The 21,290-nt window shown below is 41.7% G+C and carries 21 protein-coding genes; 5 read left to right on the top strand and 16 right to left on the bottom strand.

The window, feature by feature from the left end; translation table 11 throughout:
• Positions 1 to 98 precede the first annotated feature (98 nt).
• The 11 genes from mnmG to AB2B49_RS00565 form a co-directional block, all read right to left on the bottom strand.
• Entirely contained in the window at positions 99 to 2,012 is a 1,914-nt protein-coding gene (gene mnmG / locus AB2B49_RS00615; protein WP_033630463.1) for a tRNA uridine-5-carboxymethylaminomethyl(34) synthesis enzyme MnmG, read from the bottom strand.
• Positions 2,002 to 2,433 carry an NUDIX hydrolase gene (locus AB2B49_RS00610; protein WP_129326095.1) on the bottom strand — a complete coding sequence of 144 codons (432 nt, stop codon included), beginning with the start codon at positions 2,431 to 2,433 and terminating at the stop codon, positions 2,002 to 2,004. Before AB2B49_RS00610 ends, mnmG begins: the two co-directional genes overlap by 11 nt.
• Positions 2,434 to 2,441: 8 nt before the next feature.
• Complete coding sequence (locus AB2B49_RS00605) at positions 2,442 to 2,897, bottom strand: NUDIX hydrolase (RefSeq protein WP_242746373.1); 456 nt, start codon at positions 2,895 to 2,897, stop codon at positions 2,442 to 2,444.
• Positions 2,898 to 3,045: 148 nt separating this feature from the next.
• Positions 3,046 to 3,477 carry an SseB family protein gene (locus AB2B49_RS00600; RefSeq protein ID WP_320691823.1) on the bottom strand — a complete coding sequence of 144 codons (432 nt, stop codon included), beginning with the start codon at positions 3,475 to 3,477 and terminating at the stop codon, positions 3,046 to 3,048.
• 21 nt (positions 3,478 to 3,498) lie between these two features.
• Complete coding sequence (mnmA, locus tag AB2B49_RS00595) at positions 3,499 to 4,620, bottom strand: tRNA 2-thiouridine(34) synthase MnmA (RefSeq protein WP_061421499.1); 1,122 nt, start codon at positions 4,618 to 4,620, stop codon at positions 3,499 to 3,501.
• Between the two features lie 371 nt (positions 4,621 to 4,991).
• The gene (argH, locus tag AB2B49_RS00590) at positions 4,992 to 6,383 is read right to left on the bottom strand and encodes an argininosuccinate lyase (RefSeq protein WP_320691822.1); all 1,392 of its coding nucleotides are present in this window, start codon (positions 6,381 to 6,383) and stop codon (positions 4,992 to 4,994) included.
• Between the two features lie 27 nt (positions 6,384 to 6,410).
• Positions 6,411 to 7,607 (bottom strand): argininosuccinate synthase, encoded by a 1,197-nt coding sequence (locus tag AB2B49_RS00585; protein ID WP_000031903.1) that lies wholly within the window; start codon positions 7,605 to 7,607, stop codon positions 6,411 to 6,413.
• 15 nt (positions 7,608 to 7,622) lie between these two features.
• Positions 7,623 to 8,429: an ABC transporter substrate-binding protein gene (locus AB2B49_RS00580; RefSeq protein ID WP_061421501.1), complete on the bottom strand. Its 807-nt coding sequence runs from the start codon at positions 8,427 to 8,429 to the stop codon at positions 7,623 to 7,625.
• A gap of 228 nt (positions 8,430 to 8,657) precedes the next feature.
• A complete protein-coding gene (locus AB2B49_RS00575; protein ID WP_000593109.1) occupies positions 8,658 to 9,287 on the bottom strand; it encodes an ABC transporter ATP-binding protein in 630 nt (209 codons plus the stop codon).
• Positions 9,284 to 11,392, bottom strand: coding sequence for a bacteriocin-associated integral membrane family protein (locus AB2B49_RS00570; RefSeq protein WP_000724250.1), 2,109 nt, complete (start codon positions 11,390 to 11,392; stop codon positions 9,284 to 9,286). Before AB2B49_RS00570 ends, AB2B49_RS00575 begins: the two co-directional genes overlap by 4 nt.
• A gap of 54 nt (positions 11,393 to 11,446) precedes the next feature.
• Positions 11,447 to 11,731: a lactococcin 972 family bacteriocin gene (locus tag AB2B49_RS00565; RefSeq protein WP_000737528.1), complete on the bottom strand. Its 285-nt coding sequence runs from the start codon at positions 11,729 to 11,731 to the stop codon at positions 11,447 to 11,449.
• A gap of 377 nt (positions 11,732 to 12,108) precedes the next feature.
• Here AB2B49_RS00565 and AB2B49_RS00560 point away from each other — a divergent pair, with 377 nt between their 5' ends.
• Positions 12,109 to 12,975, top strand: a complete 867-nt coding sequence (locus tag AB2B49_RS00560) for a helix-turn-helix domain-containing protein (RefSeq protein ID WP_001268189.1) — start codon at positions 12,109 to 12,111, stop codon at positions 12,973 to 12,975.
• Between the two features lie 21 nt (positions 12,976 to 12,996).
• On the opposite strand, the gene apf is transcribed toward AB2B49_RS00560, so the two are convergent.
• Positions 12,997 to 13,632 carry an aggregation-promoting factor gene (gene apf / locus AB2B49_RS00555; RefSeq protein ID WP_125398250.1) on the bottom strand — a complete coding sequence of 212 codons (636 nt, stop codon included), beginning with the start codon at positions 13,630 to 13,632 and terminating at the stop codon, positions 12,997 to 12,999.
• 241 nt (positions 13,633 to 13,873) lie between these two features.
• On the opposite strand from apf, the gene sdaAB reads away from it, so the two are divergent.
• The 3 genes from sdaAB to AB2B49_RS00540 are packed head-to-tail and all read left to right on the top strand — an operon-like array spanning position 13,874 to position 16,083.
• Positions 13,874 to 14,545, top strand: a complete 672-nt coding sequence (gene sdaAB, locus AB2B49_RS00550) for an L-serine ammonia-lyase, iron-sulfur-dependent subunit beta (RefSeq protein ID WP_061853263.1) — start codon at positions 13,874 to 13,876, stop codon at positions 14,543 to 14,545.
• A gap of 8 nt (positions 14,546 to 14,553) precedes the next feature.
• Complete coding sequence (gene sdaAA, locus AB2B49_RS00545; protein ID WP_320691821.1) at positions 14,554 to 15,426, top strand: L-serine ammonia-lyase, iron-sulfur-dependent, subunit alpha; 873 nt, start codon at positions 14,554 to 14,556, stop codon at positions 15,424 to 15,426.
• Positions 15,427 to 15,453: 27 nt separating this feature from the next.
• Positions 15,454 to 16,083 (top strand): HAD-IA family hydrolase, encoded by a 630-nt coding sequence (locus AB2B49_RS00540; protein WP_001139310.1) that lies wholly within the window; start codon positions 15,454 to 15,456, stop codon positions 16,081 to 16,083.
• 96 nt (positions 16,084 to 16,179) lie between these two features.
• On the opposite strand, the gene AB2B49_RS00535 is transcribed toward AB2B49_RS00540, so the two are convergent.
• The 4 genes from AB2B49_RS00535 to AB2B49_RS00520 form a co-directional block, all read right to left on the bottom strand.
• A complete protein-coding gene (locus tag AB2B49_RS00535; RefSeq protein WP_257612700.1) occupies positions 16,180 to 16,386 on the bottom strand; it encodes a DUF805 domain-containing protein in 207 nt (68 codons plus the stop codon).
• A 61-nt stretch (positions 16,387 to 16,447) separates the two neighbouring features.
• A complete protein-coding gene (locus tag AB2B49_RS00530) occupies positions 16,448 to 16,870 on the bottom strand; it encodes a DUF805 domain-containing protein (protein ID WP_071851732.1) in 423 nt (140 codons plus the stop codon).
• 248 nt (positions 16,871 to 17,118) lie between these two features.
• Positions 17,119 to 18,969, bottom strand: coding sequence for a nucleoside-diphosphate sugar epimerase/dehydratase (locus tag AB2B49_RS00525; protein ID WP_071851735.1), 1,851 nt, complete (start codon positions 18,967 to 18,969; stop codon positions 17,119 to 17,121).
• Positions 18,970 to 19,044: 75 nt separating this feature from the next.
• Positions 19,045 to 19,875 carry a glycosyltransferase gene (locus AB2B49_RS00520; protein ID WP_071851737.1) on the bottom strand — a complete coding sequence of 277 codons (831 nt, stop codon included), beginning with the start codon at positions 19,873 to 19,875 and terminating at the stop codon, positions 19,045 to 19,047.
• 221 nt (positions 19,876 to 20,096) lie between these two features.
• On the opposite strand from AB2B49_RS00520, the gene AB2B49_RS00515 reads away from it, so the two are divergent.
• Positions 20,097 to 21,263 carry a CynX/NimT family MFS transporter gene (locus AB2B49_RS00515; protein ID WP_071851739.1) on the top strand — a complete coding sequence of 389 codons (1,167 nt, stop codon included), beginning with the start codon at positions 20,097 to 20,099 and terminating at the stop codon, positions 21,261 to 21,263.
• Positions 21,264 to 21,290 lie beyond the last annotated feature (27 nt).

The raw sequence follows: 21,290 nt of genomic DNA, 5'->3' as shown, positions 1-21,290 counted from the left end.
GTACTCAAGTACAGCCTTCGGCTAACTTCCTAGTTTGCTCTTTGATTTTCATTGAGTACAAGTCAACAAAACAGCCCCGTCTTCGGAGCTGTTTTTCTCTATACTTTCTTTTCTTGATTTTTAGAAATACTACGATTTTTACCTTCCAAATAGACCATCAAAATAGAAATATCTGCTGGGTTTACTCCCGAAATACGGCTGGCTTGGCCGATGGTTTCTGGATTGATAAGTTTGAACTTCTGACGGGCTTCTGTCGCGATAGAATCAATATCATCCCAATCAATATTGGCTGGAATGCGTTTTTCTTCCATGCGTTTCATCTTGGCAACCTGATCCATTGCTTTGGAAATATAGCCTTCGTACTTGATCTCTGTTTCAATCAATTCGATAATCTTGTCATCCAAGTCCTCTGCAGCTGGCCCGATGAAGGCCACCACATCCTGGTAAGAAACTTCTGGTCGACGGAGAAATTCTTTGGCTGTCACGGCATCTGTCAACGGCTTGAAGCCCATTTCCTCAACCTTAGCATTGGTTTCTTTGACTGGCTTGAGTTTGATGCTGTCTAGGCGTTTCATCTCATTGTCAAATTGATTTTTCTTAATCTCAAAACGGGCCCAGCGTTCATCATCAACGAGACCAATCTCACGACCCATCTCAGTCAAACGCATATCAGCATTGTCATGACGGAGGATGAGACGGTATTCAGCACGACTGGTTAAGAGACGGTAAGGTTCAATAGTTCCCTTGGTCACCAAGTCGTCAATCATGACCCCGATATAGCCGTCACTGCGCTTCAAAATCAATTCAGGCTTGCCTTGGATTTTCAAAGCCGCATTGATACCAGCGATAATCCCTTGGCCAGCAGCTTCTTCGTAACCAGATGTCCCATTTGTCTGACCAGCTGTGAAAAGTCCTGAGATTTTCTTGGTTTCCAGAGTCGCACGCAACTGATGAGGCAAGACCATGTCATACTCGATAGCATAACCAGTTCGCATCATTTCTGCATTTTCCAAACCTTTGATGGAATGAACCAGCTCGCGTTGTACATCCTCAGGCAGACTGGTTGACAAGCCTTGGACATAGACTTCCTCTGTATTGCGTCCTTCTGGCTCAAGGAAGAGCTGGTGGCGTTCCTTGTCCGCAAAGCGCACAATCTTATCCTCTATCGACGGGCAATAACGAGGGCCCACTCCCTTAACCACACCTGTAAACATAGGCGCACGGTGGAGGTTATTTTGGATAATCTCATGACTGGTACCATTGGTGTAGGTCAACCAGCATGGAACTTGGTCTTTGACATAATCCTCATCACGCGAAGTATAAGAGAAGTGATTGGGTGCTTCATCTCCTGGCTGGATTTCTGTCACATCGTAGTTGATAGAAGAAGCCTTGACACGCGGAGGGGTTCCTGTCTTGAAACGACCGATTTCGAGTCCCAGTTCCTTGAGATTGTCAGCAAGGTTAATCGAAGCCAAGCTGTGGTTTGGTCCTGATGAGTACTTGAGGTCTCCGATGATAATCTCCCCACGGAGGGCTGTTCCTGTCGTCACGATAACGGCCTTTGCAGCATACTCTTGATGGGTCGCTGTACGAACACCGACAACCTTGCCATCTTCCACCAAAATCTCATCAATCATGGTCTGACGAAGGGTCAGATTTTCTTGATTTTCAACCGTCTTGCGCATTTCCTTAGAGTAAAGTTCCTTGTCAGCCTGCGCCCGAAGGGCGCGAACAGCTGGACCTTTCCCAGTGTTGAGCATCTTCATCTGGATGTAAGTCTTGTCAATGGTCTTGGCCATCTCGCCACCGAGAGCATCTACCTCACGCACGACAATTCCCTTGGCAGAACCTCCGATAGAAGGATTACAAGGCATGAACGCCAGCATTTCAATATTGATGGTCGCAAGCAAGACCTTACAGCCCATACGGCTGGCTGCTAGAGATGCTTCTACCCCCGCGTGCCCCGCACCAATTACAATAATATCGTATTCTTCCGTAAAATTATAAGTCATTTCTTAACCTTTCAAAAATTTCTCGCAAATAAGGAACTAACTTCTCCTCCTCTAGAGCTTGATCCATAGTAACCCATTTAAAGTGTGTATGCTCTTCAGGATCTAATCTGATAATTGGCTTCTCCTCAACCCACTCTGCTTTATAAACTAAGCGAGTAAAAACCGTATCCTTAGAGGTATCCAGTTGACTATCTTCGTGAAGAAGTTTGAGCGAACTGCTATCTAGCCTAACTCCCGCTTCTTCAATGCATTCTCTAAGAGCACCATCTCGCGGAAGTTCACCCTTTTCAACCCCGCCACCAGGAATATCCCAGTAAGTTGGATAAACGTTGGGTTCTCCTCTTTTAATTTCCGAACGCTGAATGAGTAAATAATCACCACCACTATGAACAAGTACATGGGCAATAAGCTTAACCATCATTTTCTCTCCTATTCCTCAAGATGAATGTGTCTTAGTTGGCCGTCCCAGTCTGGTAGAGCTGTTTTTAAAAAGGCTGGAACTAGATTAATCCCCTCAAGCCTATCCAAGTCAATCCACTTACAGGGCTGCCTTTTCTCATCTTCCTGCATGGTCAACGGGGCATCCTCCAGCAAGTCTACCAAATAATGAAATTCGATGTTGTGATAGGAAACACCGTCTTGTTCAAAACGATTCTCAACTACAAAGGCTAGTCGCCCAGCTTGAGCTTTGACACCTAGTTCTTCCCTCACTTCACGGACTACCGCGTCTTCCGTGCTTTCATTGACTTGAATCGCACCGCCAATAGTGTAATACTTGCCCTTATCTTTGGTAACTAGGAGCTTGCCATTTTGGAGAATTAAGGCTGTCGCTCGAACGCCAAAAACCGTATTTCCTGCTTTTGTCCGAAAGTCTGGTTGAGTCATTTTTATCCTTTCCCTTAAACGACACAAAAACAGTCAAAACTCCAAAGAAGTGCAGGACAAAAAGCCTGCAACATCCATGAGCTTTGACCATCATTTCTATTGCTTTTATTATTGTAGCAAATTGAGAAAATTTGTCAATCTAAATGTACTATAATTGGCGAATCGCTTCAAAAGCTCCTTTGTCAATCTCGACTGGGTCAGAGAAGGCATCCAGAACAATCCCTCTCACCGGAAACTCCCCTATCTCTTCCGCAACAGATAAACAGTCCGTAAGAGGTAATTGCAACCAGGAAAAACGGTCATAATAGTCCTTAGGAATATCTTGTTCAGTTAAGAAACAAGGATAGAAGTAGTCGTCTCCCTTTCGCAGAATATCCGGTTTTAGTCGTACCCCTTCTTGTTCATCACTCTCATCCAGAAGATTCGGTTTGAAGGGGACCCAGACTTTAGCTTGTTTCAATTCCTTGAACAAGGATTCAATCGACTCTGTCGTTTTCTCTCTCAAATACTCTTTCTTATAGTCAGAGAGGCTCATTGTTTGCTCTTTTTTAGCCGTTTTTTTCTTAAAAAACTGAAACATTCTCTTTCCTCTTAGAAAATCTTAAATGTACTGACAAACTTGTCCATCTCGATAAGCATTGTCAATCAGGCCACCACCTAGGCACTCTTCGCCATCGTAAAAGACAACTGCCTGTCCTGGTGTGATGGCGCGTTGCGGTTCCGCAAAGATAACTTCTGCCTTATCTCCTTTGACATGTACTGTCACCTTAGAATCAGGCTGACGGTAGCGGAATTTAGCCGTACATTCTAGTGTAAATTCCTCTGGCATCTCACGAGTAAAGTGAACTTGACTGGCCTCTAGGCTTGTTGACATGAGCGAATCATGATAGAAACCTTGGCCGACATAGAGGATATTCTTGCTTAGGTCTTTTCCGACAACGAACCAAGGGGCATTGTCACCACCGTGTTGCCCACCGATACCGAGACCGCCACGCTGACCAATCGTATAGTACATCAGACCTGCATGCTCACCCATATCGCGACCGTCCACAGTCATCATGCGACCAGGCTGGGCTGGCAGGTAGTTACTGAGAAAGTTTTTAAAGTTCTTTTCTCCGATAAAGCAAATCCCTGTCGAATCTTTCTTCTTGGCAGTCGCAAGACCTGCTTCTTCTGCTAGTTTTCGTACCTCAGGCTTTTCCAGATGCCCCAGCGGGAACATGGTTTTTTGGAGTTGTTCTTGCGAAAGTTGGCTGAGGAAGTAGGTCTGATCCTTGCCATTGTCCACGCCACGAAGCATGTGAGCGATGCCATCCTCATCACGCGCCACTCGAGCATAATGCCCAGTCGCTACATAGTCTGCACCCAAGGTCATCGCATAGTCCAGAAAGGCCTTGAACTTGATTTCCTTGTTGCACATAACATCTGGATTTGGCGTGCGCCCTGCACGGTATTCCGCTAGGAAATACTCAAAAACGCGGTCCCAGTACTCTTTTTCAAAATTGACAGAGTAGTAAGGAATGCCGATCTGGTCTGCCACCGCAGCCACATCCTTGTAATCTTCGGTCGCCGTACAGACGCCGTTTTCATCTGTGTCATCCCAGTTCTTCATGAAGATACCGATCACATCGTAGCCCTGCTCCTTGAGCAAGAGAGCCGTCACCGACGAATCAACACCACCACTCATCCCCACGACAACACGTGTTTTAGAGTTATCACTCATGGTAAGTCTCCCATCTATTCGTTTATTCATACCCTTCAAAATTCTATTCATTATGACTTTCAAAAGAATTTCTTTGAGTATCGTCTTTTCGTTTGCTTTTAGGAGTAAAATGGTCTGGGAGACCATTTTAGCCTATCATCTTAAAATGAAAATATGATAGGCAACAAGTCGCAGGCATAACTCAAGTTAGGTAAGACGAGTTAACGACGTAATAAAAGATAAACGAAATGACTAGTTCACGATTGAAGGTCGTGTGTGCTTCAACGATTGAAGGTCGCTTGAGCAGTATTCATTATAACACGCTTGGTTGGAGAAGACAAGAAAGAGGCTGATAAATCATCTCAACCTCTCTTTCTTACTTTGCAAACGAATCAATTTTCCCCTTTAAGTTCTTTCTTCGCTTGTTCTATCTGGTATTTCACTTGCTCAAAGCCAGTTCCTCCTAAGGAATTCCGTCTCTGAACAGCGGTTTCTGGACGCAAGTAGATATAAATATCCTCTTCAATCAAGGAGTGGTAGACTTGCAACTCCTTCAAATCCCAATCTTGGATATTTTTACCATGCTTGATAGAGTCTAGAACCAATTTTCCTACAATTTCATGCGCTTCTCTAAAGGGGAGGCCTTTTTCAGCCAAATAATCTGCCAGTTCGGTCGCATTCGAAAAATCATTCTCTGTAGATTGCTGCATTTTGGCCTTATTAACCTGCATGCTCGATAGCATACCTGCCAGCACATCCAGAGAATTTAAAATCGTTTCTACTGTATCAAACATGCCTTCCTTGTCCTCTTGCAAATCCTTATTATAGGCCAGAGGCAAAGACTTCATGACGGTCAATAGTCCAAGCAAGTGCCCGTAAACCCGTCCTGTCTTCCCTCGAATCAATTCGGCCATATCAGGATTTTTCTTCTGGGGCATGATAGACGAACCCGTTGAAAAGCTATCAGACAAGCTAATGTACTGATACTCAAAACTGCACCAATTGATGATTTCCTCACAAAAACGACTCATATGCATCATCAAAATGCTGGCATTTGACAGAAATTCTAAGATAAAATCACGGTCACTCACTGCGTCCAAGGAATTGGTATAGGGTTGTTGGAAACCCAATAAATCACTCGATAATTGACGATCGATTGGAAAAGTTGTCCCCGCTAAGGCAGCCGCACCCAGTGGAGATAGGTCCGTATGTTTCAAGTTAAATGCAAAGCGCTCGCTATCCCTTTGGAACATATTATAATAAGCCATGAGATGATGGGCAAAACTAATCGGTTGGGCGTGCTGCAAATGAGTATAGCCTGGCATGATGGTTTCCACATGTTTTTCAGCCAAATCCAGCAAAACACTGTTCAGATTCGCAAACTTATCCAAGACATGGCCAAGCTGCTCCTTTAGATATAAGTGCATATCCGTTGCGACTTGGTCATTCCGAGAACGAGCCGTGTGTAGTTTCCCAGCCAGAGGACCAATTTTCTCTGTCAGCAACACTTCCATATTCATATGAATATCTTCATTTGCAATATCAAAATGAAGCTCTCCTGCCTCTAAATCTCGCAACAAAGCTTTCAGACCATCTTGGATCTGCTCTGACTCTTCCAAGCTTAAAATGCCAGTCTGTCCTAGCATTTGAACATGAGCTAGGGAACCCATCAAATCAAATTTTGCCAGCTGGTGGTCAAAAGAAATACTCGCACCGAACTGTTCTACCCACTCTTCCACAGTGCCTTCAAATCGACCACCCCATAATTTTGTATTTTTCGGCATATCCTGTCGTCCCTTTCTATCGCGTCACTACTCAACATTTTTCTGAACTTCTGAATAAACCTTAGTCGGAAGCCCCCAAAGCTTGATAAATCCAACAGCCGCATCTTGGTCAAAAGTATCCGCACTAGTATAAGTCGCCAAATTTTCATCGTAAAGAGAATTTGGTGATTTCCGAGCCACTACCTGGGCGTTCCCCTTATAGAGTTTAACTTTTGCAGTTCCATTGACAACTTTCTGTGTCTCCTTGATATAGGCAATCAAAGCCTGAGTTGCTGGGCTAAACCACAAAGCATTATAGATGAGATTGGACAACTCATTTTCGATAATAGGTTTGAAATGAGCCACTTCTCTCACAAGAGTCAAGTCTTCAATCTCCTTATGAGCTGCCAATAAAGTCACAGCGCCTGGGCACTCATAAATCTCTCTTGACTTAATACCGACTAGGCGATTTTCCACATGGTCAATCCGTCCGACACCATGTTTGCCTGCAATTTCATTGAGTTCTTGAATCAAAGCCGCCACTTTCATCTTCTCACCATTGAGGGAGATGGGCACCCCACAGCTAAACTCAATGTCAATAAATTCTGGACTGTCTGGCGCCTCTTCTGGAGAAGATGTGATTCCAAATGCTTCTTCTGGCGCTTGGTTCCAAGGGTTTTCCAAAACACCACATTCATTTGCGCGTCCCCAAAGATTTTGATCGACAGAGTAAGGATTGTCAAGGTCAGCTGGAACTGGGACGCCATTTTCTTTGGCATATTGGATTTCTTCTTCACGAGACCATTTCCACTCACGAACAGGCGCAACTACTTTTAAATTGGGATCCAAAGCCGCAATAGAGACTTCAAACCGAACTTGGTCGTTTCCCTTACCTGTACAACCATGAGCAATTGTGGTTGCCCCCGTCTGATGAGCTATCTCAACTAGTTTTTTTGAAATAAGAGGGCGACTCAGAGCAGATACCAAGGGATACTTTTGTTCATAGTAGGCATGTGCCTGAAGGGCCACTAAAACATAGTCATTAGCGAATTCTTCCTTAACATCAATGACATAAGACTCTACAGCCCCAACCTTGAGAGCTTTATCGTGGATGAACTCCAAATCTTTTCCTTCACCCACATCCATACAAACAGCGATCACATCATAGTCTTTTTTTAACCATGTAATAGCAACTGATGTATCCAATCCACCTGAATAGGCTAAAATGACCTTTTCCTTACTCATTTCTCTTCCTTCTTTCTATTTTTCGATAGAGGCTTTAAAAGCATCGTCAATCAATTTGTCCAACTCCCCAGAATCCTTCAACTTCTGGATGGTTTTGTCAACCGCCTCTTTTAATTCTTTACTGTCTTTTTTCATCGCAACAGCGTAGGAATCTTCTTTATCATTGTCAAAATCAAACTCAGCGATGGCTAGGTCTGGATTATTCTCTACAAATCCTTTCGCCACTGGTTCCTCAAAGATAACCGCATCTAGTTGCCCTGATTTCAAATCTGTTATCAAATTTCCATTTTTAGGAAGTGAAACGAGAGAAGAATCCTGCAAAGTTTCTTTGGCCAGAGTTTCCTGGATAGAACCTTTCTGCGCTCCAACCTTTTTCTGAGCCAAATCCTTCACTGATTGGTAATTCGTTAATTCAGATTTTCTTACGATAACCTTATTTTTCGAAGTGTAGTAGGGAATTGAAAAATCGTAAACTTGACTTCTCTCTTCCGTTTTAGAAACACCTGATATGGCAAGATCGGCCTTACCTGAATCAAGACTAGCCAGTACATTGTCAAAACTCATTGGAGAGAGCTCCACTTCTACACCTAGTTCCTTTGCGATGGCTTTGGCTAGCTCAACATCTGAACCTACAATCTGATTTTTCCCATCGACTAATTTCTGATATTCAAATGGAGCAAACTCTGGATTTAGGGCCACCACCAATTTTCCTTTAGCCTTAATGGCTTCAACACCTTGGGATTGAGTGTTACTACAAGCAAATAATAAGGGAAACATAAGCAAACCAAACATCGTCATCAACACCTTCTTCACTTTATTCATAGAAGAGCCTCCTTTTATTTTTATACTTTATTATTGTATAAATAATACTCTTCTCATTCTCGTTTGTCAAGGAAGAACTGTATTTTATTTCATTTAAATCAAGAAAAAGCTTATTATATGATATATTTTTACATATAATAAGCTTATTTATACTGTTTGATTTTTTAAAAATACAATTGTTCAATTACAGGTAAGATGAAGAGATCAACGAACTCTCCACATTCTCTTTCACAATTCAATGACTCGATGGCACTGTTGAGCCACATAGGCATCGTGGGTAACGATAATGACCGTTTTACCTTCCTTGTTCATATCTAAGAGAAAGTTTAAAACCAAATCTCGATTTTCAGGGTCTAGAGAGCCGGTTGGTTCATCTGCTAACAGGAGCTGACTCGGTTTTAAAATGGCTCTAGCAACTGCGATTCGTTGCTGTTCCCCTCCAGATAACTCTGAAACCTTCTGATGTAGGGTTGATGACAATCCCACTCTCTCTAAAATTTCTTCTATCTTTTTGACTTTGTCCTTCTTGGATAATTTTACATACTTTAGAGCCAGCATGAGATTATACTCTACCGTTTCATTATCAATCAGAGCAAAGTTTTGAAACAGATAGGAGATATGTTCGCGGATAATCGCTTGCGACTTAACAGAATTGACAGGTACATTTTGCTGACCGAAAATTTCATAATGTCCACTGTAATCGCCATCTATCAAACCCAAGAGATTTAACAAGGTTGACTTGCCACTGCCACTTTTTCCAACAATGGCAACTAAATCTCCTTGGTTAATTTTTAGAGATAAGTTCTCCAAAATAACTTTTTCCCCAATGGTTTTCGTAACATTTTCCAACTTTATCATAAGTGATCCCCTTTCAATAACTGCACTACATTTCGTTTTTCCATCTTAGAACCCAAGAAAAGCACAAACAGGATATCTAAGCCTGTAAATCCTGCAAAAAGTAGGAGCGGGAAAAGTGCCTGTGTAAAGAATAGCAGGGCTACAAAAGGAAGGCTATAGACAGCTAATAGAAGACCCAGCAAGGAACGATACCGATCTATCAATTTCCAGCCCATAAACTTCTTGGTAATAATATCTGTTCGCTTCAATAAGAAAGTTGTTACTAGTAAGAAGTAGGAAATCATCATACTAAGAAGACCAACCAAAGCAAAGAGTATGTTGAAATTCCGAACAGCATCTCGATAAGAATCTACTTTCTCTTGTTGAATGGCTTGAATAGATGAAAATTTTAAATAATTCCCATCTGATAATTTCTCAACTAACGCTGTCACCTCTTTTTGATGTTGAGCTGTATTTTCGATTTTAATGGGATTATTTAAACCTGTTGTTGACAGGGAAGCTTTTTCATCCCACATCATATCAGAATCATTGACCAAGCTAATAATTGGATTGTAGAGATTTTCCTTTCGCTTCTCGTTATAAGGGAAAAATGACCAATCTCCTTCATAATAGGCAATCTCGACATCCACCTCCTCTATCCTTCGTTTTTGCTGCTCTTCATACTTCATTGATTGATAGGTAATCAACTTCCCCAAGAGCTGGTTTTTCTCTTCTTCACCTTTCGTACTTGCTGGCATCAAAATAACTTTTTTAGTGCCGGTATCGGGTAACTTGAATCCCTTGCTCTTTAGAAAATTGCGATTAGCATAGTACACATCCACCGTATCTGTTAACTGATATTGCTGAATCTGTTCTGATTTGACAAAATTTTTTACAGGAAGACTGCTACTTTGCACATAGCCCGCCTGCGTTTTTTCTACCAAATCCAGATAAAATCGATAGAAATAATCCACTGCTTGCCCTGAGCCTGCCAACTGCTCTTGCCACAGGTTATCATTGAGTTGGAAAGTTTCTAAGGTCAGATAATTTCCTTGACTGATCCACTGTTTCTGGTAATCCAACTCTTTGTTTTCTTGCTCCAAACTTTTCCCCACCCCAACTAGCAAGACTGTCAGTAAAATGGTGGTTCCAATTTTCATCAAATAATTAAAGAGTAAACCAAATTTGAAAGATGAAAAACCTTTCAGCAGAGAGCTGATTGTCATTTTTTGGATTAAGAGATAAGTCAACCAACTGATAAAGAGATAAAGCTGCAAAAGCAAAAAATGAGACAACCACAGCATAGGGAACAAATCTTTCGGCTTATAATCAAGCAAGAAACACACTCCTAGATTGATCACAAGCGCCCCACCTAGGAGGAGGTAGAGGTTGCCTTTCACAACATCAGCTAAAACAGCCCGATCTTGAAAACCAAGTAATTTTTGTACCCCAACTCTTTTCATCTCCATCATCGGCTGATACACTGTTACTAAGACAAGAAGCAAAATAGCCAAGACAAAAATAATAGCAGATAAGAGCAAATCTCGATTTAAGACTTCCACTGCACTTTTATAGTTTGGCTCTAGCAAGGTAGCCTGGTCTATATTGAAAAAATCGCTCCATTTCTGTACAATCCTATCCTTGTCCATCTTTTGTGTAGAAGTTATCGTATAGCGACCATTTAAACTACGAGATGTATCCTTGATATAGGTTTGAAAAGTCATAAGCTGAATAGGTTTGGCTTTTAGAAAGGTCGGAATCGTACCAAGTTTATTGGAAATTTCTTTATTACTGTAAACTCCCTCACCATCTGTGGTAAAATCAAGGGAAGAAAGTCCAAACTCTTGGTAGGGGAAGGTATCTTTATCAAAAACACCAGACTTGATCACCTCATCACCACTGTCTGTTTTGATGATGGAGACTTTGTACTCCTTTGATACATCCTCAAAAAATCGAAGAACAGATTCTGCAGGTTCATTGACATCTTTCAAGTATACATCCAAAGAACTCGCTGTCTTTCCCATTTCCTGAATCCGAACCACTTCTCGTGTGTAGTTTACATTAAAAACAAAAAAAGTAGTACAGAGAAGCAGGAGTAACATACAGAAATTACTGATTTTTTTCATAAAGATACCTCCAATAAAGTTCTCCCTCTCCTAACAGGAGAGGGAAAATTTCACTTAAAATCCATAGAAATATTCTAATCCTGTTGGCGGAATTTTAGTAAGGGAAGCTTGAGCCCAAACCCCGGGAGTTTCACGATCCCTAGAGATTCTACCACCATGTCGGACTGTTGCTGTATGAGATCGAGTAGAATGTAAATAATCAGAATATCCAAAAGTTCCTGTCCAACCTACTCCATAGTTCCATTGACCACCACCTACCCATACTGCCAAAACATTTGTAGTAGCAAGCAAACCACATGCCATTACGGTTGCTACACCAATTTTTACTAATTTTTTCATGATATTTTCCTCACATCTTATATCTTGAACTGTTTCACAGAAACAGATGAATTGATTCATTTGTAAACATCGAAGTCCATTGGACTCACCTTCCTTTCTTTTACTTAATCAAAATTTTATAAGAGCCATCCCCAAGGGAAGAAAATAGCCAGCCATAATATAAATAACAACAGATGATATACTTTTTTATACATTTGGTACCCCCTTAGTACTTCATCATCTTGATTATAAAATACAATATACCTTGTCGTAAAATTTGTTAACCTTTTTCACAAATTTATTTTAGATTTCTTTTTTACTTTTTATTTTACTATGATACAATATTTTTAATCAATTTCTATTTTTTGTTAACTTTTTTCACAAATAAGGAGGAAATCATGCGCTACGATTTTGGAAATGTTTATAAAGAAATCCGTGAGTCAAAGGGGTTAACCCAAGAGGAGGTCTGTGGGGATGTTCTCTCAAGAACCAGTCTATCAAAAATCGAAAGCGGGAAAACAACTCCTAAATATGAAAATATGGAGTTTCTTCTTCGGCAAGTCAATATGACCTTTGAAGAGTTTGACTATATTTGCCATCTCTACCACCCAAGTGAACGATCAACTATCATGCAGACTTTTCTAAAAATGGCTTCTATTAGTGGTACGAGCGACTTAAGTAAATTACTCAAAAAATGCCAACATTATCTAAAAACACACCATGATTTCCCCATCCAGCAGTTACAAGATATGCTCGAAATCGTTATCTACATTCGTGAAAATGGAATAGAAAAATTGTCAAGTAAGGTTGACAACATTGTAAACAGACTATGGGATAAGATTGAGAAACAAGATACTTGGTATGAGAGCGACCTCAAAGTTCTTAATACCATTCTCTTTGCTTTTCCTATGGAGTATATTCATCAGATTACCGAAAAAATTCTCGAACGACTAGAGGTTTATAAACACTACAGTCCTGTCTTTCGGCTTCGTATGATGTTGCTTCTGAATCTCTCAACTCTTTATCTTTACAATGGTGATAAGTTGCTTTGCAAACAGCTTTGCTACACTCTCTTAGAGGATGCAAAAGCAAGCAAACAGTATGATACACTTGCGTTTTCCTATATTCGTATCGGCATTTGTGCTAATGATACTCAGTTGATACAGAATGGACTCTCCTTAGCTAAACTAGTAGAAGATGAACACTTACTAACAGAGCTAGAGCGAGAAGTTAACATCTTTGTAAACAAAAAAGAAAGCCATTGAGACTTCCTTTTCTATATCATCTTAATACCAACCGTTGTTAAGCCAGAAGTTCTTGGCAGCTGTCCATGAACCGTAACGTCCTGCAACGTAAGCATCTGCTACACGTTCTTGGTTTTCAGCTGAGTAGTCACCGTTCAAGTATGAATCTGTCAATTGGTAACGTCCGATGTAACGTCCGTTTGTAGCAGTGTAGCTACCACCTGATTCTTTTTGAGCGATCCATTCTTTGGCTTCTGCTTCAGAACCACTTACAGTAGAAGTTGCTGCAGTGTTGCTTTCTGCTGCTGGAGCTGCTGGTGTAGCTGGCGCTTCATAGGTTGTTGTTTCAGTTACTTCTTCTGCAGTTTCTTCCGTAGCTGCTGGTGCTTCATAAGTTGTTGTTGAAGCTACAGCGGTTGCAGTTGCTGTCGATGGAGCTGTTCCTTCGATAACCAAAACTTGGTCAACATAGATAAGGTGAATATCTTTGATGTTATTTTTTGCTGCCAATTTTTCAACCGTTGTGTTGTACTTCTCAGCGATTTCTGAAAGAGTATCACCTGATTTAACTGTGTAAGTTACAGTTTCTTGGGCAGATGCAAGGGCTGGAGCAAAGAAAGCAAGCAAAGCTGCTACTCCTGCGATAGTTGTTTTAATTTTTTTAGTTGTTAATGACATATCTAAAAATTCTCCTTCCATTGGATATATCTATGATACCTTTTAAATGTTACCGTTGTTTAACGGTTTTATGTAGAAATATTACAAAAATGTTTTATATTTACCGTTTTAAGGAGGTTTTTGTCACAAAAGACCTTATTTTATACTATCTTTAATCATTTTAAGCTTTTGATAAGGGAAATAAGCGCAGAGGTCCATTCTTTGATATAATAGATATAAGAATCTTTGTAAGGGGAAACAGATGCACTCACTTCGTTTTCAATCTGTCTTTGACATTATCGGACCAGTCATGATTGGCCCATCAAGTAGCCATACTGCTGGTGCTGTTCGTATCGGGAAAATCGTCTCTTCTATCTTTGATGATACGCCAACAGAAGTCGAATTCCAATTATTTAATTCATTTGCCAAAACCTACCGTGGTCATGGAACGGACCTCGCTCTCGTCGCTGGTATATTAGGTATGGATACAGACGATCCCGACATTCCAAATAGCCTAGAGATTGCCCATAAACGCGGTATCAAGATTGTCTGGACCATTCAGAAAGACAGCAACGCTCCTCATCCTAATACCACTAAAATTACTGTGAAAAATGAACACAAGTCCATTAGTGTGACAGGTATTTCCATCGGTGGGGGAAATATCCAGGTCACGGAACTCAATGGCTTTGCCGTCTCTCTTAACATGAATACCCCGACTATCATCATCGTGCATCAGGATATTCCGGGTATGATTGCCCATGTCACAGAAGCTCTCTCTCGTTTCGATATCAATATCGCCCAGATGAATGTGACTCGGGAAAAAGCTGGAGAAAAAGCCATCATGATTATCGAAGTCGATAGTCGAAGTTGCGAAGAGGCGATTGAAGAAATCCGAAAAATCCCTCATCTCCACAATGTCAATTTCTTTAAGTAGGAGGAAACATGTTTTATTCTATCAAAGAATTGGTCGAGCAGGCGGATCTAGACTTCCAAGGAAATGTCGCAGAACTCATGATTGCAACAGAATATCAACTAACCGGTCGGGAACGACCAGAAGTTCTCCTCCTCATGGAACGCAATCTAGAAGTCATGAAAGCCTCTGTCGAGCTCGGCCTCAGTGAAAATAAATCCCGTAGCGGCTTAACGGGTGGAGATGCGGCCAAACTAGACCGCCATCTCAAAAGTGGCAAGGCCTTGTCAGACTTTACCATCCTATCAGCAGCCCGAAATGCCATCGCAGTCAATGAACACAACGCTAAAATGGGCTTGGTCTGCGCCACTCCAACCGCAGGAAGCGCTGGTTGTTTGCCAGCTGTTCTCACTGCTGCTATCCAAAAATTAGACCTTAGCCACGAAGAACAGCTAGATTTCCTCTTTGCTGCTGGTGCCTTTGGACTAGTCATCGCAAACAATGCCTCTATCTCAGGCGCTGAAGGTGGCTGCCAGGCCGAAGTTGGCTCTGCCTCTGCCATGAGTGCCGCAGCCTTGACCTTGGCCGCAGGTGGAACGCCCTATCAGGCTAGCCAAGCCATCGCCTTTGTCATTAAAAATATGCTAGGTCTCATCTGTGACCCTGTTGCTGGTTTGGTTGAAGTTCCTTGTGTCAAACGAAATGCCATGGGAGCCAGCTTTGCCTTTATCGCGGCTGATATGGCTTTGGCAGGTATCGAGTCTAAGATCCCTGTTGACGAAGTCATCGATGCCATGTACCAAGTCGGATCAAGTCTTCCAACTGCCTTTCGTGAAACGGCCGAGGGTGGACTTGCCACTACACCTACTGGTCGCCGCCTACAAAAAGAAATCTTCGGAGAATAAGCTTATCTATATCTATTAGGAGAAACTATGCCCTCTATCTCAGCAATCTTTTTTGATCTAGACGGAACACTCGTTGACAGTTCTATCGGGATTCACAATGCCTTTACCCATACCTTTAAAGAGCTAGGAGTTCCAAGCCCTGATGCCAAAACCATTCGTGGTTTTATGGGACCACCACTTGAAAGTAGTTTTGCAACATGTCTTCCCAAGGAACAAATCTCAGAAGCTGTTCAAATCTATCGTTCTTACTACAAGGAAAAAGGAATCCACGAAGCGCAACTCTTCCCCCGAATAACGGAATTGCTTCAAGAGCTTTCGCAAAACTACCCTCTCTACATCACTACAACAAAGAATACTCCTACTGCTCACGATATGACTAAAAATCTGGGAATCCATCATTTCTTTGATGGCATTTATGGTTCTAGTCCTGAAACACCACACAAGGCAGATGTCATCCGTTACGCCTTGCAAACGCATCAACTCCATGCAGACCAAGTCCTCATCATTGGGGATACCAAGTTTGATATGATTGGAGCCCAAGAAACTGGCATTAAAAAGTTCGCTGTTACTTGGGGATTTGGAGAAGAGGCTGATTTGCTCAGCTATCAACCTGACTGGATTGCCCGTACCATTGATGATATCATTAAGCAACTATAAATAATACAATATACAAAAATACTCCTAACGCTAGTGAACTAGGTTGAGGAGTATTTTTTTATATCTTGTTACTATCAGAAGGAATCAACTCCATGCTTAAGCAGTAATTTGATCCTGTTCTTCAGTATCTGCATCTTCATCCTTCTTACTTGGCCAAGCAAGCATTACAATAAGAGCAATCGGTCCAACGATAGGAACCAAAGCAATGAAGATAAAGGCCCAGTGGAAACCAGCATCCCGTAAGCGACGAACAGTCACGGCGATAGAAGGCAACATGAGAATAGCCGCTAAAAAGAAGTACAAGCCCTGAAGCGATTATTTGCTGCGAAGCGACTCAGACGTTTTTAAATAGAGTAGAAATATCTTAATATTTTCGTACCATTTCTTCAAACCGAGAATCTTCCGTATTCTCTTTATCTTTTTCACTATTCTCTATCACTTTTTCTCCAAATCGTTGACTTGGCATAGCGAGCATAACGAGCAGTGTTATTGCACCCAAAGGAACAAATACAATAAAAATATAGGCCCAATGGATACCCACATCTCGTAAGCGACGTACTATCAGTGCTAGTAGAGGAACAAACTCTACTATAAACAAAATAATACACATACTGAAGACCGCAATATTCCTGATGGCTTTATCAGATTCTACTCCAGTAAAAAGTGAGTAGTAGGCGGGCAAGAAAATCACCATATTTAGTAGCCAAACCCACCAAAATTCTGGACGTGTGGAACGACCAGAAAAATTCGCATAGCCTTTGAAAAAACTCCTAATAGCAGTCAGCATACAATAATCTCCTTTTGATTTTAATACTTATTTTGCAAGGTTATGTTACCAGCTTAAAAAAGAGGTAGTTTTTAGAGTGTCTGAAATCACTCTCCTGATAGATCACATAACATCGTCCCTTGAATAGTTGCGCTTATTAATCCTTTGAAAGAGACGATGTTTTCTACTCTCTATTTATAAAAACCAGCTTTCTGATTTCCTCAGAAAACTGGCGATAGTTGTTTCATTATGAAGGTAGATGGACACTCTTACTCAGCATGGGTTGTCTCATTTGCAAAGGAAATGATTGCTTCTTTGAGCTCATCTCCGCTGAGTGAACGGAACTCTTCAATCTTTTGATCAATAGCTTCTAGCGGCATGACATTTACCTTACCAACGAAAATCTTGTCCATGACTTGGTTATCAACCAATTCGGTCGAAACCAAGAGTTCTTCATAGAGTTTTTCACCCGGGCGAATACCGACTTCAACGATTGGAATTTCACTTTCTGTGTGCCCGCTTAGAAGGACCATTTTCTTAGCCAAGTCATAGATCTTAACTGGTTTACCCATATCGAGGATAAAGACTTCTCCGTCCTTGGCATAAGCCCCAGCATGGATTACCAGACGGCTAGCCTCTGGAATGGTCATGAAGTAACGTGTCATACGGAAGTCTGTCACCGTTACAGGACCGCCTTCAGCAATCTGACGTTCAAAGACAGGAATCACACTACCACGACTACCCAGAACATTCCCAAAACGGACTGCACAGTAGGTTGATTTGCTACGTTGGTTAAAGCCAGTGACAATCAACTCTGCCACGCGCTTAGTCGCACCCATAACATTCGGTGGATTGACCGCCTTGTCAGTCGAAATCATGACCATCTTAGGTACTTTGGCTTCATCAACAGCCTTGGCAACATTGTAGGTTCCGAGAATATTGTTCTTGAAGGCTTCTTTTGGATTGCGCTCCATCATCGGAACGTGTTTGTGGGCTGCAGCATGGTAAACAATGGCTGGTTTGTACTGCTCAAACACCTGCAAGAGACGGTCATAGTCCTGAATATCTGCAATAACAGGAACATAATCAATCCCTTGGAATGTACGGATCAATTCATGATAAACGAGATAGATTGAGTTTTCACCATGTCCAAGCAAGACGATACGCTCGGGATTGAAGCGGCTAACCTGACGACAAATCTCCGAACCAATCGAACCACCAGCTCCTGTCACCAAGATGGTCTTGCCTGTAATCTCAGTACCCAGACGCGATTCATCGAGACGAATTTCCTGACGGCCCAAAAGGTCTGTGATATCAATTTTCTGGAAGCCACTGCCTGATTGATGGAGTCCTTGAACGACTGTCTCAACCTTAGGCATCTTGTAACATTTGACGCCTAGCTTATTACACATCTGCAAGATGCGTTCGTACTCTGATGGGTCAAGCGAAGGGATCGCTACGATAACACGCTCGATTTGGTGACGTTTAGCTAATTCAGGCAGATTATCATAAGAGCCCAAAACTGGGATTCCACCTAGTTTTTGTCCCTTTTTCTTTTCATCGTTATCCAAAATCCCCACTAGCTCAAGGTCGCTAGTTGGATGTTGGTAGCTGTTCATAAAGAGGGCGCCACCATCACCAGCACCAATCAAGAAGGTACGACGATGTTCACCATCTCCACTACCTTGCTTACGCTTAGAATAAATCAGCTGCCAAGTGATACGAGGAAGCAAGATGAGGAAGGTACTCAACAAAATGAAGAGTACGATGAAACGGATAGAAAACAATGGAAGAAAGGCATAGCAGATTCCATAAGAAAGAACACTGCTGAGCATCACTCCGAAAAAGATTTTCATGAAATCCGTAATCTTGCTATAACGACTAATACTAGCATTTAGCCCCCAAAACGCAATCATGATTTGATAGAGGAGGAAGGCTAAAAGAGTGTAGATGACGTAATCCACAGGCGCCGGATTTATAAGGCCATAAAACAAGATATAAGATACGATGATGGAAACCACCATACTCAGAATATCAAATATCCCCCAAAATACTTGTTTTTGCTGTTTATTTAAAATTTCAACCAGATCAATCACATAATCTGTTAGTTTTTTATTCATAGGAATTTACTCCCCCTTAAAAGAGTCAGATGATACTGTTGTTATGATAACCTGAATCATTCAGTCTATCGGGGCTTACTTTCTCTTTCTTAAAAGTTTGACGAAGATAAACTGACGTACAAAGCCTGGACAAAGTGCAACAATGGCCTGAATGGCTACACTTTTAGCATATTCCATGTAAGAAATTTGCCCTCGCTCAAGCATCCTTTGGCGAGCTTGACGATAGAGTTTAAAGTAACGCAAGCCACCTCGACGCTCAAACATCCCTGCACCGACACGAACCTTACACAAGATTTGATCTAGGTTCCCAGTCTTGGCACCTGCAGCAATCATATTGAGCCAAAGGAGGTCATCCTCCATGTAAAGGCCGTCTTCATAGTTGCCCGCCTTGAGGACCATGTCCTTTTTGAACATGACTGTCATATGGTTAAAGGCGCTTCTCATTCTCTGATAAGCCACAATGTCTGCGTGCTGAGTTGGAACACGACGATAAGATACAATCTCATCTGGATTGTCAATGAACTCTGCGATATGCCCACCTAAGAGATCAAGATCTTCTTTCTCCATTAGCTGAAGCTGTTTCTCAAAACGATTCGGAACGGCTAAATCATCCGTATCCATGCGGGCAATAATGTCATACTGGCACTGTAAAACACCGTATCGAAGAGCCAAGCCTAAACCTTGATTTTCTTCTAAGGGGCACCGTTTAACTGGAATGTCTGACTGAGCTTCCACTTCATCTAGCACCTGATAGAGTTCGGGTGTGAGCGGCCCGTCCTCAACAAGAACAAGTTCGCTCGGTTTCAAGGTCTGGTTTTGAACACTTTTGATAGCATCTCTTAAAAACGTCGGATTTTCCTTTACATAGACCGACATCAAGACGCTGATTTTTTGCTTTTCAGGCACAGTTTTTCTCCAATGTATAGATTTCCTTCCACTATTTTATCACAAATTCTCCTAGTTTCCTATTTTTATATCAAATCAAGGAAAATTCTAGTAAAGAAATCTGTCCCTTTTCACTTTATTTTCACTTCCATTGATTTATCTGTCTTGGCTATCATTACTTGACATTATAAGGAAAAAACCTTAAAATAAGCTGTTATTAAAATCATCCTATTGAGGTTTTTATGAAAAAACAATCACTCTTTTTTGTTCTAGGAATTGTCTTAATCGGGACCGTTTTACGCTCTCCTTTTACTGCTCTTCCAACTATCTTAGGAGATATCGCTCAGGGACTAGGAGTGGAGGTTAGCTCTCTTGGGATTTTAACCAGTCTCCCTCTCTTGATGTTTGCTCTTTTCTCTGCTTTTGCAAGCCGCTTGGCACAAAAAATCGGGTTGGAACATCTCTTTACTTACTGTCTCCTCCTCTTAACTGTTGGCTCTGTCATTCGGATTTTCAATCTTCCCCTTCTCTATCTAGGGACCTTAATTGTGGGAGCAAGCATTGCGATCTTCAATGTACTCCTCCCAAGTATGATCCAAGCAAATCAGCCTCAAAAGATTAGTTTCCTAACAACGCTCTATGTCACTGCCATGGGAATTTCGACAGCCATCGCTTCTTATCTTTCGGTCCCTATCACCCAAGCTAGTTCTTGGAAGGGACTCATCCTCGTTCTCAGCTTTCTCTGTCTGGTCACTCTGCTAGTCTGGTTGCCAAATCATCGCCACAACCACCACCTAGAAAGCCAAAAAGAAAAGCAAGTCAAAGAGAATATTCTAAAAAGTAAAGATGTCTGGGCTATCATTATCTTTGGCGGGCTTCAGTCCTTGCTCTTTTATACAAGTATGACCTGGTTGCCAACTATGGCTGTTAGTGCTGGTATTTCTAATAGTGATGCAGCTCTTCTGGCTTCTATCTTCTCACTGATCAGCATTCCTTTTTCAATGACTGTTCCAAGTCTGACGACTCGTCTATCAGATGGTCACCGTCGAATCATGCTGGCAATCATTTCCTTCTCTGGGATGACAGGAATTGCCATGCTCTTGTATCCAACCAATAATTTCCTCTACTGGTTAGTCGTCCATCTCTTGATTGGAACGGCCTGCAGTGCCCTCTTCCCCTACCTCATGGTTTGCTTTTCTCTTAAAACCAGTTCTCCTGAAAAGACAGCTCAGCTATCAGGACTAGCGCAAACAGGGGGCTACATCTTAGCTGCTTTTGGACCTGCCTTGTTTGGTTATAGTTTTGAACTTTTTCAATCTTGGATCCCAGCTGTCCTTGCCCTTCTAGCCATCGATATCATCATGACTGTCTCGCTCTTTATGGCGGATCGGGCGGACAACATCCTCTAAACTTCTAGTTTTTACTAGGAGTTTTTT

The organism is Streptococcus jiangnanensis (assembly GCF_040888325.1).
In the GTDB taxonomy this organism is placed as follows: Bacteria; Bacillota; Bacilli; order Lactobacillales; family Streptococcaceae; genus Streptococcus; species Streptococcus jiangnanensis.
Note: the sequence above shows the minus strand (reverse complement) of the source record. Positions and strands in the feature narration are given on the sequence as shown.